General features: G+C 69.3%; 9 protein-coding genes and 1 pseudogene. 9 read left to right on the top strand and 1 reads right to left on the bottom strand.

What is annotated here, in order from left to right; genetic code table 11:
• Positions 1 to 561, bottom strand: a pseudogene (locus tag ACTS11_RS06650) (hypothetical protein); the annotation flags it as partial.
• 279 nt (positions 562 to 840) lie between these two features.
• Between ACTS11_RS06650 and bchF the strand changes: the two are divergent.
• From bchF to puhB, 9 genes are all read left to right on the top strand, one after another.
• Positions 841 to 1,326, top strand: coding sequence for a 2-vinyl bacteriochlorophyllide hydratase (gene bchF / locus ACTS11_RS06645; RefSeq protein ID WP_442639546.1), 486 nt, complete (start codon positions 841 to 843; stop codon positions 1,324 to 1,326).
• Positions 1,323 to 2,606 carry a ferredoxin:protochlorophyllide reductase (ATP-dependent) subunit N gene (locus tag ACTS11_RS06640; RefSeq protein WP_442639545.1) on the top strand — a complete coding sequence of 428 codons (1,284 nt, stop codon included), beginning with the start codon at positions 1,323 to 1,325 and terminating at the stop codon, positions 2,604 to 2,606. Before bchF ends, ACTS11_RS06640 begins: the two co-directional genes overlap by 4 nt.
• Entirely contained in the window at positions 2,603 to 4,204 is a 1,602-nt protein-coding gene (bchB, locus tag ACTS11_RS06635; protein WP_442639544.1) for a ferredoxin:protochlorophyllide reductase (ATP-dependent) subunit B, read from the top strand. The genes ACTS11_RS06640 and bchB overlap by 4 nt, the downstream gene beginning before the upstream one ends.
• Positions 4,194 to 7,763, top strand: coding sequence for a magnesium chelatase subunit H (locus tag ACTS11_RS06630; protein ID WP_442639543.1), 3,570 nt, complete (start codon positions 4,194 to 4,196; stop codon positions 7,761 to 7,763). Before bchB ends, ACTS11_RS06630 begins: the two co-directional genes overlap by 11 nt.
• 54 nt (positions 7,764 to 7,817) lie before the next feature.
• Complete coding sequence (bchL, locus tag ACTS11_RS06625; RefSeq protein ID WP_442639547.1) at positions 7,818 to 8,741, top strand: ferredoxin:protochlorophyllide reductase (ATP-dependent) iron-sulfur ATP-binding protein; 924 nt, start codon at positions 7,818 to 7,820, stop codon at positions 8,739 to 8,741.
• On the top strand, positions 8,741 to 9,433 hold the full coding sequence (bchM, locus tag ACTS11_RS06620) for a magnesium protoporphyrin IX methyltransferase (RefSeq protein WP_442639542.1): 693 nt from the start codon (positions 8,741 to 8,743) through the stop codon (positions 9,431 to 9,433). Before bchL ends, bchM begins: the two co-directional genes overlap by 1 nt.
• The gene (locus ACTS11_RS06615; RefSeq protein WP_442639541.1) at positions 9,430 to 10,863 is read left to right on the top strand and encodes a PucC family protein; all 1,434 of its coding nucleotides are present in this window, start codon (positions 9,430 to 9,432) and stop codon (positions 10,861 to 10,863) included. The genes bchM and ACTS11_RS06615 overlap by 4 nt, the downstream gene beginning before the upstream one ends.
• A gap of 25 nt (positions 10,864 to 10,888) precedes the next feature.
• A complete protein-coding gene (gene puhA, locus ACTS11_RS06610; RefSeq protein ID WP_442639540.1) occupies positions 10,889 to 11,674 on the top strand; it encodes a photosynthetic reaction center subunit H in 786 nt (261 codons plus the stop codon).
• A gap of 34 nt (positions 11,675 to 11,708) precedes the next feature.
• The coding region (puhB, locus tag ACTS11_RS06605; RefSeq protein ID WP_442639539.1) for a photosynthetic complex putative assembly protein PuhB at positions 11,709 to 12,326 on the top strand (618 nt) is incomplete at its 3' end.

The following is a 12,326-nucleotide window of genomic DNA, read 5'->3' as shown; positions in this document are numbered from 1 at the left end:
GTCCGTTTCGTAGCCCCGTCTGCGCAACTGATCGGCGACCACGAATACGCCCAGCGTGTGATGTTCGGGCCGCGGAACGACGAGAAGCACGCGCCTGGCCGGCTTGCGCATCCTGGGCCGGGTGCCGTCCACCGTGTCGTGACGCTCCTCCTCGCGGCCGCATCCCTTGGTCAGCAGGCGGACGGTCTCCTGCAGGCGGGCGGCGCCGATGGTGACGTCCGCGAAGCTGATGTCGTCCTCGGCCCAGCGACGCCCCATGAAGCGCGCAACCTCGGGCAGCACGAGGTCGACGAGGTCATCCACCGGAATGCCGTCGCGGCGCATCCGGCCGAGAACCGCGTGCCGGGTCTCGTCCCGCTCGGACAGGAAGGCGTCGCAGAGAAGCATCAGCCGCGCCTCGACGGTGGCGCGCTGCGTGTCGCGCTCCCTCAGGAGGACGGCGATGGCACGGGCCGCGAGACGCGCGATCTCGGCATCCCCCACCCCGGCGACGGCGTCTGTCTGGCCTTTGGTATCGATGTTCATGCTGATGCACCGCGTTTTGCTCACGTCCGTCGTCATTCTGCAGTCCAGCGCAGGATCGTGTGCAATGCGTTTCCTCCATACTCTGGCATTCGGCCCACCCTGTCAAAGGAAATTGACACAGGGGCCAACGACCCGTCGTCCGATCCGGTTCCACGCCTCAACTTGGGCCTGAAACCCCTTTTTTTCAAGCCCGGGCAGGGCAGATCACACCCCCCGACTGTCAATCCGGGACACCCGAAAGAGTGTAAGTTTTGATTGACACTCTGGTGCATTGGGTCCAGATTCCGTCTACAGACCAAAGGAATCGTGACATTCATGGCGAGCGAGACCCTGACACAAGCTCCGTCAAGGCAGCTTTACACACCCGAGGAACGCGCCCGCCGCGACGCCACGATCTGGACCACGGTGCAGGGCGTCCTGGCCCCGGTGCAGTTCCTCGTCTTCCTCGTCTCCGTCGCCCTCGTCCTGCGCTTCATGTGGACGGGGAACGGCTATGACGCCGCGACGGTCTCGATCGTCCTCAAGACCGCGATCCTGCTGACCATCATGGTCACCGGCGCGATCTGGGAGAAGGTGGTCTTCGGCCAGTACCTCTTCGCGCCCGCGTTCTTCTGGGAGGACGTGTTCAGCTTCGCCGTCATCGCGCTGCACCTCACCTATGTCTGGGCGCTCCTCGACGGCTGGCCGCACGACCAGCAGATGTGGATCGCGCTCGCGGCCTACGCGGCCTACGTCGTCAACGCCGGACAGTTCCTGTGGAAGCTCCGCATGGCGCGCCTCGAGGCGGAGGGCCGGACGTGAACCAGCCCGCACCCGTCAAGGCGGCCACCTGCCGCGACGCTCCCGTCCTGAAGGAGCGCGGCCAGCGTGAGGTCTTCTGCGGCCTGACCGGCATCATCTGGCTCCACCGCAAGATGCAGGACGCGTTCTTCCTGGTCGTCGGCTCGCGCACCTGCGCGCATCTCCTGCAATCGGCCGCGGGCGTCATGATCTTCGCCGAGCCGCGCTTCGGCACCGCCATCCTCGAGGAGGGCGATCTCGCCGGCATGGCCGACGCCCACGAGGAGCTCGACCGCGAGGTGGCGAGGCTCCTCTCGCGCCGCCCCGACATCCGGCAGCTCTTCCTCGTCGGCTCCTGCCCCTCGGAGGTCATCAAGCTCGACCTCGCCCGCGCGGCCGAGCGGCTGACCCAGATCCATGCGCCGCACGTCCGCGTCCTGAACTACTCGGGTTCCGGCATCGAGACGACCTTCACCCAGGGCGAGGATGCCTGCCTCGCCTCGATGGTGCCGGTCCTCCCCGAGACGCAGGCGCGCGAGCTGCTCCTCGTCGGCGCGCTGCCGGACGTGGTCGAGGACCAGGCCGTGTCGCTCCTGACCAAGATGGGCGTCGGCCCGATCCGCGTCCTGCCCGCACCGCGCAGCGCCGAGGCACCCGGCGTCGGGCCGAACACCGTCTTCGCCTGCCTCCAGCCCTTCCTCGGCGACACCGCCGCGGCGCTCGAGCGGCGGGGCGCGCGCATGATCCAGGCGCCTTTCCCCTTCGGCGAGGAGGGCACGACCCTCTGGCTGCGCGCCATCGCCGACGAGTTCGGCGTCGACGACGCCACCTTCGAGGCGGTGACCGCCGCGCCGCGCGCCCGCGCGCGCACCGCTATCGCAAATGCCTCTGCGCATCTGCGCGGCAGGTCGATCTTCTTCATGCCCGACAGCCAGCTCGAGATCCCGCTGGCGCGCTTCCTCGTCCGCGAATGCGGCATGGAGGCGATCGAGATCGGCCAGCCCTACATCCACAAGGGCCTCGTCGGTCCCGACCTCGACCTCATCCCCGAGGGCCCGACCATCTCGGAAGGCCAGGACGTGGATCTCCAGCTCGACCGCGTCCGCGCCGCGCGCCCCGACCTCACCGTCTGCGGACTCGGCCTCGCCAACCCGCTCGAGGCGGAGGGGCTGACGACGAAATGGGCCATCGAGCTCGTCTTCACGCCGGTCCATTTCTACGACCAGGCGGGCGATCTCGCCGGGCTCTTCTCGCGCCCGCTCCGCCGCCGCGACCTCCTCAAGCTGGAGGCCGCGGAATGAAGCTCACCGTCTGGACATACGAGGGCCCGCCCCATGTCGGCGCCATGCGAGTCGCGACCGCCATGAAGGGGCTGCACTACGTGCTGCACGCTCCCCAGGGCGACACCTACGCGGACCTCCTCTTCACGATGATCGAGCGGCGCAACCACCGCCCGCCTGTCACCTACACGACCTTCGAGGGCCGCGATCTCGGCGAGGACACTGCCGGCATCTTCAAGAAGACCTGCCAGGACGCCTATGACCGGTTCCGCCCCCAGGCGCTGATCGTCGGCGCGTCGTGCACGGCGGAGCTGATCCAGGACGATCCCGGCGGGCTGGCCGAGACGATGGACATTCCCGTTCCCGTCGTCGCGCTGGAGCTGCCCTCCTACCAGCGGAAGGAGAACTTCGGCACCGACGAGACCTTCTACCAGCTCGTCAAGGCGCTCGCCCACCCGGTGGAGAAGACGCCGGAGGTGACGGCCAACCTGATCGGGCCGCTGGCGCTCGGCTTCCGCCACCGCGACGACATCGAGGAGGTGAAGGGCCTGCTCTACGAGATGGGCATCGGCATCAATGTCGTCGCGCCCTTCGACGCGACGCCGCACGACCTGACCCGCCTCGGCGCGGCGCATGTCAACGTGCTGATGTACCCCGAACATGCCGAGACCGCCGCCCGCCACATGGAGCGGACGCTCGGCATCCCCTACACGAAGACGGTTCCGATCGGCGTCGGCGCGACGCACGACTTCGTCGCCGAGGTGGCTCGGATCTGCGGTGTAGAGCCGAAAAAGGACCTCTCCCGCCTGCGCCAGCCCTGGTGGTCGAAGTCGGTCGACTCGACCTACCTGACCGGCAAGCGCGTGTTCCTCTTCGGCGACGCGACGCACGTGACGACGGCGGCGCGGATCGCGCGGGACGAGATGGGCTTCGAGGTCGTCGGTCTCGGCTGCTACAACCGGGAATTCGCGCGGCCGATCCGGGCGCTGGCGAAGGAGTACGGCCTCGAGGCGCTGATCACCGACGACTATCTCGAGGTCGAGAAGGCCATCGAGGAGGCCGCGCCCGAGATGATCCTCGGCACGCAGATGGAGCGCCACATCGGCAAGCGCCTCGGCATCCCCTGCGCCGTCATCTCCGCGCCCGTCCACGTTCAGGACTTCCCCGCGCGCTACTCGCCCCAGATGGGCTGGGAAGGCGCGAACGTGATCTTCGACACCTGGATACACCCGCTGGTGATGGGGCTGGAGGAGCACCTCCTCGCCATGTTCCGCGAGGATTTCGAGTTCCACGACGACGCGGGCGCGAGCCATCACGGCGGCCACGCCCCGCGCGCCGTCCCGGCGACCGAGGCGCCCGTGGCCGAGGTCGCTCCCGAAGAGCGTATTTCGGGAAAGATGAACGGGGGGCCGGTCGCGGAAGCCCCGGCCGAGGCGCCCGCCGGGACCGGTTCGGACGTCACGGTCTGGCTCGCCGACGCCGAGCGGGAGCTGAAGAAGATTCCCTTCTTCGTGCGCGGCAAGGCGCGCCGGAACACCGAGAAATACGCCGCCGAGCGCGGCGTCACCGAGATCAGCATCGACACCCTCTACGAGGCGAAGGCCCACTTTGCGCGGTGACGGCGACCATATCCCCGGCTACCGGGTCGTGATCGTGACGCTGGACAGCCACGCGGCGGGTCCGGCGGCGCGCGTGAGCGCGCGCCTCGCGGCCGAGTTCCCGGGCCTCGCCGTCTCGGTCCACGCCGCCGCGGAATGGGCCGAGAACCCCGCCGCGCTGGAGGAGGCGCGGATCGCCGTCCGGCATGGCGACATCGTCGTGGCGAACCTCCTCTTCATCGAGGAGCATATCCGGGCGATCCTGCCGGAGCTGCGCGCGCGCCGCGACGCCTGCGACGCGATGATCGGCGTCATCTCCGCCAAGGAGGTCGTCTCGCTCACGAAGATGGGCGAGCTCGACATGATGAAGCCCGCGTCCGGGCCGATGAAGCTCCTCAAGAAGCTGCGCGGCTCGAAGGAGCCCTCGGCGCAGTCCGGCGAGAAGCAGATGAAGCTTCTCCGCCGCCTGCCGAAGATCCTGCGCTTCATTCCGGGCAAGGCGCAGGACCTCCGCGCCTGGTTCCTGACCATGCAGTACTGGCTCGGCGGGTCGGACGACAACGTCGAGCAGATGGTGCGCTTCCTCGTCGGCAGCTACGCGCGCGAGAAGGCCTTCCGGGGCGCGCGCGCCGAGGCGCCGATCGACTATCCGGACGTGGGGCTCTACCACCCGGACCTGCCGGGCCACCGGATCGTGACCGACGCGGCCGACCTGCCGAACCCGGAGAACCCGGTCGCGACCGTCGGCCTCCTGATGATGCGGGGCTACGTGCTCGCCTCGGATACCGGCCATTACGACGGCGTCATCCGGCGGATGCAGGCCGCCGGCCTCGCCGTCATCCCGGCCTTCGCGGGCGGGCTCGACGGGCGGCCCGCCATCGCCGCGTACTTCGCGGGCGGGCGCATCGACGCGCTGGTCTCGCTGACGGGGTTCAGCCTGATCGGGGGGCCCGCCTACAACGACAGCGCGGCGGCGGTGGAGGTTCTGAAGGGCCTAGACGTGCCCTACATCGCCGCGCATCCGATCGAGTTCCAGACGCTCGGCCAGTGGGCCTCGTCCGAGGGCGGGCTCGGCCCGGTCGAGACCACGATGCTGGTCGCGCTGCCCGAGATCGACGGCGCCACCAACCCCACCGTCTTCGGCGGGCGGCACGGGGCGGAGGGCTGCCAGGGCTGCTCGCATGCCTGCCCGCGCGCCTCGGACAGCAAGGCCATGGCGCCCTGCCTCGAGCGGATCGACAGCCTGGTGGAGAAGACGCGGCGCCTCGCCCTCCTGCGGCGCAAGGCCAATGCCGAGAAGAAGGTGGGGATCGTCCTCTTCGGCTTTCCGCCGAACGCGGGCGCCATCGGGACGGCGGCCTATCTCAGCGTCTTCGAGAGCCTGTTCAACACGCTGCACCGGCTGAAGGCCGAGGGCTACGACGTGGCGCCTCCGGCCTCGGTCGACGACCTGCGCCACGCGGTCCTCAACGGCAATGCGCGCCAGTACGGGCAGGAAGCGAACGTCGCGGCCCATGTGGACGCCGACACGATCGTGCGCTTCACGCCGCCCCTGAAGGCCATCGAGAGCGTCTGGGGCCCCGCGCCGGGCAAGGTCCAGTCGGACGGGCGCGGGATCTTCGTGCTCGGCCAGCACTTCGGCAAGGTCTTCGTGGGCGTGCAGCCGACCTTCGGTTACGAGGGCGACCCGATGCGCCTGCTGTTCGAGCGCGGCTTCGCGCCGACGCATGCCTTCACGCAGTTCTACCTCTGGCTGCGGAACACCTACCAGGCGGACGTGCTGTTGCACTTCGGGATGCATGGCGCGCTGGAGTTCATGCCGGGCAAGCAGGCGGGCCTGGGCGCGCGGGACTGGCCCGACCGGCTGATCGGCGAGGTGCCGAACGTCTATCTCTATGCCTCCAACAACCCCTCGGAGGCGACGCTGGCCAAGCGGCGCTCGAACGCGGTGACGATCACGCACCTGACGCCGCCGCTGGCCTCCGCCGGCCTCTACAAGGGCTTGCAGGAGCTGAAGGATTCGCTCAGCCGCTGGCGCGCGCTCGCCCCCGACGCGCCCGAGCGCGAGGAGCTGTCGGCGCTGATCGCGACGCAGGCCGAGGCGGTGGACCTGGCCGAGCGGAACCCGGATCGGCTGTGGCTGACGCTGCTCGAGACCGAGGACGCGCTGATCCCCGACGGGCTGCACGTGGTGGGCCGTCCCATCGGCGAGGCCGAGTTGCAGGAGCACCTGCGCGTCATGGCCGAGACCGACCCCGAGACCAAGGCGCGGGTCGCGGACCTCCTCCGCGACAACCGCGAGCTCGACGGCCTGATGCGCGCGCTCTCGGCCCGCTACATCGAGCCTGTGCCGGGTGGCGACCTGATCCGCTCGCCCGAGGTTCTGCCGACGGGCCGCAACATCCACGCCTTCGACCCGTTCCGGATGCCCACGGCCTTCGCGCTGCAGGACGGCGCGAAGCAGGCGCAGCGGCTGATCGAGGCGGCGGGCGAGATGCCGCGGTCGGTGGCGCTGGTGCTCTGGGGCTCGGACAACATCAAGTCGGACGGCGGCCCGATCTCCCAGGCGCTGGCGCTGATGGGCGCGCGGCCCCGCTTCGACGGTTACGGGCGGCTCTGCGGTGCGGACCTGGTTCCGCTGTCGGAACTCGGGCGACCGCGGATCGACGTGGTGATGACGCTTTCGGGCATCTTCCGCGATCTCCTGCCGCTCCAGACCCGGATGCTGGCCGAGGCCGCGTGGAAGGCCGCCACGGCCGACGAGCCGGTGGAGATGAACTTCGTCCGCGCCCACGCGCTCGACTACGCCGAGAAGATGGGCTGCGGCATGGAGGAGGCGAGCCTGCGCGTCTTCTCCAACGCCGAGGGCGCCTACGGCTCGAACGTCAACCAGCTCGTCGACAGCGGCGCCTGGGGCGAGGAGGATGAGCTCGCCGATGCCTACGAGGCGCGGAAGTCCTTCGCCTACGGCCGCGACGGCAAGGCGAAGAAGAACGCGGGCCTGCTCCAGCGCGCGCTGAAGGACGTGGACCTCGCCTACCAGAACCTCGAGAGCGTCGAACTGGGCGTCACCACGGTCGACCATTACTTCGACACGCTCGGCGGCATCTCCCGCGCGGTGAAGCGCGCCAAGGGCGGCAAGGAAGCGCCGGTCTACATCGGCGACCAGACCCGCGGCGAGGGCAAGGTGCGCACGCTCCAGGAGCAGGTCGCGCTGGAAACCCGCTCGCGGAGCCTGAACCCCAAGTGGTTCGAGGGCCTCCTGAAGCACGGCCACGAGGGCGTGCGCCAGATCGAGGCGCAGGTGACGAACACGCTGGGATGGTCGGCCACCACGGGGCAGGTCGAGCCCTGGGTCTACCAGCGCCTCAGCGAGACCTTCGTGCTCGACGAGGACATGCGCCGCCGCATGGCGGAGCTGAACCCGCAGGCCTCCGCCCGCATGGCCAACCGCCTGCTCGAGGCCTTCGAGCGCAACTACTGGCAACCCGACGAGGCAACCCTCGCCGCGCTTCAGGCTGGCGCGGACGAGCTCGAGGACAGGCTCGAGGGTCTCACCCCGGGCATGGCCGCCGAATAGGAAGGACCGGATCCGATGCTGGACGAAAGACAACCCCCCGCCGCCCGCGCCGCCATGCGCGAGGCCGCCGGCCTCGAGAAGCGGGCCCTCGGCGCGCCGCCCGTCCTCAGGAAGGGCGAGGACGGAGAGGGCTCGGTCCAGGTGCACCAGGACGCCTCCATGAAGATCGAGGGGGCCAAGGTGTTCTCGGTCTACGGCAAGGGCGGGATCGGCAAGTCGACCACCTCGTCCAACCTGTCGGTCGCCTTCTCAAAGCTCGGCCACAAGGTCCTCCAGATCGGTTGCGATCCCAAGCACGACAGCACCTTCACGCTGACCGGGCATCTGCAGCCCACCGTCATCGACATCCTCAAGGAGGTTGATTTCCATGCCGAGGAACTGCGCCCCGAGGACTTCGTGACCGAGGGCTACAACGGCGTCATGTGCATCGAGGCGGGCGGCCCGCCGGCGGGCACCGGCTGCGGCGGTTACGTCGTGGGGCAGACGGTGAAGCTCCTGAAGCAGCATCACCTGCTGGAAGACACCGATGTGGTGATCTTCGACGTGCTCGGCGACGTGGTCTGCGGCGGCTTCGCCGCACCGCTCCAGCACGCCGACCGCGCCGTGATCGTGACCGCCAACGACTTCGACTCGATCTACGCGATGAACCGCATCATCGCCGCCGTGCAGGCCAAGTCGAAGAACTACAACGTCCGCCTCGCGGGCTGCGTCGCCAACCGTTCGAAGGACACCGACGAGGTCGACCGCTACTGCGAGACCGTCGGCTTCAGGCGCATCGCGCACATGCCGGACGTCGACGCGATCCGCCGCTCGCGGCTGAAGAAGAAGACGCTCTTCGAGATGCCCGACGACGAGGACATCGTGCAGTGCCGGAAGGAGTACATCCGGCTGGCCGAGACGCTCTATGCCGGGACCGATCCGCTCGCGCCCGCACCGCTCGAGGACCGCGAGATCTTCGAACTCCTGGGGTTCGACTGATGGTGGGAACGCCCACATACGGCGCCACGCGCGACCGGGTCGAGGAGTATTTCGACCGGACCGCCACGACGACGTGGGAGCGGCTGACCTCCGACGCGCCCGTCTCCGGCATCCGCCAGACGGTGCGCGAGGGGCGCGACCGGATGCGCGCGATCATGCTCTCCCGCCTGCCCGAGGACCTGGGCGGCGCCCGCGTGCTCGACGCGGGCTGCGGCACGGGGACGATGACCGAGGAGCTCGCCCGCCGCGGGGCCGAGGACGTGGCCATCGACATCTCGCCCCAGCTCGTCGACATCGCGAGGCGGCGCATCCCCGAGGCGCTGCATTCCCGGATCACCTTCACCGCGGGCGACATGCTGTCGGACGAGCTCGGCCGCTTCGACCACGTCATGGCGATGGATTCGATGATCTACTACGAGGCGCCCGACCTCGGCCGCGCCATCGCGCACCTGGCCGAGCGGGTCTCGACCTCGATCGTCTTCACGGTCGCCCCGCGCACGCCGTTCCTGATGACCTTCTTCGCGGCCGGCAAGCTCTTCCCGCGCTCCGACCGCTCGCCCACGATGATCCCGCATTCGCCCCGCCGCATCGCCCGCGAGACGGCCCTGCACGGCGCGACAGGCTCCGTTTCCGAGGTCGGTCGCGTCTCGCGCGGCTTCTACATCTCGACCTGCCTGGAGTACCGGGCATGAGAAACCTGCTGAAGCGCATCTCCATCGCCTACCTGCCCTTCGCGGACGCGGCCAGCGACGACTTTCCGCTGAGCCAGCTCCTGCGGCTGAGCCTGTTCCAGGTGTCCGTCGGCATGGCGGCGGTGATGCTGCTCGGCACGCTCAACCGCGTGATGATCGTGGAGCTTCAGGTTCCGGCCTTCCTCGTGGCCTCGATGGTCGCGCTGCCGGTCCTGATCGCGCCGTTCCGCGCGCTCCTCGGGTTCAAGTCCGACACCTACCGCTCCGCCATCGGCTGGAAGCGCATTCCCTACCTCTGGTTCGGCACGCTCTGGCAGTTCGGCGGCCTTGCCATCATGCCCGCGGCGCTGCTCGTCCTGGGCGGCGAGGTCACGCAGGTCCGCTACGACATCCCCTTCGCGGGAGAGCTCCTGGCCGGGATCGCGTTCCTGATGACCGGCATCGGGATGCACATGACCCAGACCGCGGGCCTCGCGCTGGCCGCCGACCGTGCGACGGACGAGACGCGGCCGCGGGTCGTGGCGCTGCTCTACGTGATGTTCCTCGTCGGCATGGGCGGCTCGGCCATCGTGATCGGCTGGCTCCTGCGGGAATTCACGCCGATCGAGCTGATCCAGGTGATCCAGGGCACCGCCGTCGTCACCGTCGTGCTGAACGTGATCGCGCTCTGGAAGCAGGAGCGCGTGCGCCCGATGTCCCGGGCCGAGCGTGAGGAGGAAGGACCCTCCTTCGCCGACGCCTGGGCCGACTACGCCAGCGGCGGCAGCGCCGGTCGTCTTCTGGCGGTCGTGTTCCTCGGCACCATGGCCTTCAACATGCAGGACGTGCTGCTCGAGCCCTATGGCGGCGAGATCCTCGGTCTCTCGGTTTCGTCCACCACGCTCCTCACCGCGACCTGGGCCACCGGCGCGCTCGTCGGCTTCGCGCTCGCCGCGCGCTGGCTGGCTGCGGGGATCAACCCCTACCGCATGGCGGGCCGCGGCATCCTCGCGGGTCTCGCGGCCTTCTCGGCGGTGATCTTCGCGAACCCCTGGGCGTCGACGGAGCTCTTCTTCGCGGGCGCCTGCCTGATCGGCTTCGGCGGCGGGCTCTTCTCGGTCGCGACGCTGACGGCGGCGATGACCATGCCGACCGCGGGCAAGGCCGGGCGGGGCCTCGCGCTCGGCGCCTGGGGCGCGGCGCAGGCGACGGCGGCGGGCCTCTCGACCGCCATCGGCGGCGGCATCCGCGACACCGTGAACGGGCTGGCCCAGAGCGGACAGCTCGGCGAGGCGCTGGCCAACCCGGCGACCGGCTACTCGGTCGTCTACCACCTCGAGATTCTTCTTCTCTTCATGACGCTGGTGGCCCTCGGCCCCCTCGTCAGGACCGCAACGACCAACCGCAACGGGGCGACGGGCAGGATCGGGCTCGCCGACCTGCCAACATGAAGCCCCGACCCGAAAGGATACGGCAATGGTAAACGCATTCTTCGGCAACTTCGATCTCGCCAGCCTCTCGATCTGGCTGTTCTGGATCTTCTTTGCCCTGCTCATCTACTATCTCCAGACGGAGAACATGCGCGAAGGCTACCCGCTCGAGAACGAGGACGGGACGGCCGCGCCGAACCAGGGGCCGTTCCCCGTTCCGAACGCGAAGACCTTCGTGCTGCCCCATGGCCGCGGCGAGGTCGTCGTCCCCTCGGCCGAGAACGAGGCCGCCCACCGCCGCGAGAGCCTCGCGATGGAGCGTGTCGCCTGGGCCGCCGGCAACGGCTATCCCTACGAGCCGACGGGCGATCCGCTGGCCGACGGCATCGGTCCGGGCGCGTGGACGCCCCGCGCCGACGTCCCCGAACTCGACGGCCACGGCCATCCCAAGATCGTGCCGATGGGTCAGACCGAGTCCTATCGCGTCAGCGCCGGGCGCGATCCGCGCGGCCTGCCGGTGGTGGCCGGTGACGGCGAGGTGGTCGGCACGATCTCGGACATGTGGATCGACGCGCCCGAGCAGCTCGTGCGCTACCTCGAGATCGACCTCGACGAGGCCCATGGCGGCGGTGCCCGTCTGGTGCCGATCCAGTTCTGCTGGATCCTGTCGAACCGGGTGAAGGTCAACTCGATCTTCGGCAAGCACTTCGGCGGCGTGCCCGTCACCAAGTCGCCGAACCAGGTGACCAAGCTCGAGGAAGAGAAGATCTCCGCCTACTACGGCGGCGGCATCCTCTACGCCGCGCAGGACCGCGTCGAACCGCTGCTCTGAGCGGCGGTTCGAGACGACCAAGGAGGACCGACCGATGCACGACCACGACGACTTTCAGACCGAGCCCGTCCGTGGACTTCCCGAGAACCTGCCGGAGGGTGAGCACATCCTCTGGCAGGGACAGCCCCACTGGTGGGCCCTGACCCGCGAGGCGCTGAGCTTCTGGTGGGTCGCGGGCTACTTCGCCTTCCTCTTCGCCTGGAGGACGGTCGCGGGTGCCGCCACCGAGACCTGGACCGAGAGCGCGACCGCGGCCTCGTTCTTCCTGGTCCTGGGCGCCATCGTCTGCGTTCTCCTGCTTCTCGTGGGGGTCGTGCAGGCCAAGGCGACCGTCTACACGGTCACCAACCGCCGGGTCGCCATGCGGATCGGTGCGGCGCTGACGATGACGCTCAATCTGCCGTTCCGGAAGATCCGCAACGCGAACCTCGCGCTGCGGCGGGACGGCACCGGCACCATCGCGCTCGAGATGGAGCAGGAGCCGGGCGGCCTCCGCCTTTCCTACCTCATGACCTGGCCGCATGTGCGCCCGTGGCGGATGAAGCACACGGAGCCCGCGCTCCGCTGCATCCGCGACGCCGAGACGGTGGCCAGGCTCTTCGCGCAGGCCGCCGAGCGGGCGGTGGCGCAACCCGTGATCGAACGCATGCCG

Source organism: Roseicyclus sp., assembly GCF_052168335.1.
Taxonomy (GTDB): domain Bacteria; phylum Pseudomonadota; class Alphaproteobacteria; order Rhodobacterales; family Rhodobacteraceae; genus Roseibacterium.
The sequence above is the reverse complement of the archived record's forward strand: the minus strand, read 5'-3'. Positions and strand labels throughout refer to the sequence as shown.

What these genes read in the sequence shown, in the direction of transcription:
- bchF (WP_442639546.1), top strand. Translation starts at nt 841, where the DNA reads ATGGCGAGCGAGACCCTGACACAAGCTCCGTCAAGGCAGCTTTACACA.
- bchB (WP_442639544.1), top strand. Translation starts at nt 2,603, where the DNA reads ATGAAGCTCACCGTCTGGACATACGAGGGCCCGCCCCATGTCGGCGCC.
- bchL (WP_442639547.1), top strand. Translation starts at nt 7,818, where the DNA reads ATGCGCGAGGCCGCCGGCCTCGAGAAGCGGGCCCTCGGCGCGCCGCCC.
- bchM (WP_442639542.1), top strand. Translation starts at nt 8,741, where the DNA reads ATGGTGGGAACGCCCACATACGGCGCCACGCGCGACCGGGTCGAGGAG.
- ACTS11_RS06615 (WP_442639541.1), top strand. Translation starts at nt 9,430, where the DNA reads ATGAGAAACCTGCTGAAGCGCATCTCCATCGCCTACCTGCCCTTCGCG.
- puhA (WP_442639540.1), top strand. Translation starts at nt 10,889, where the DNA reads ATGGTAAACGCATTCTTCGGCAACTTCGATCTCGCCAGCCTCTCGATC.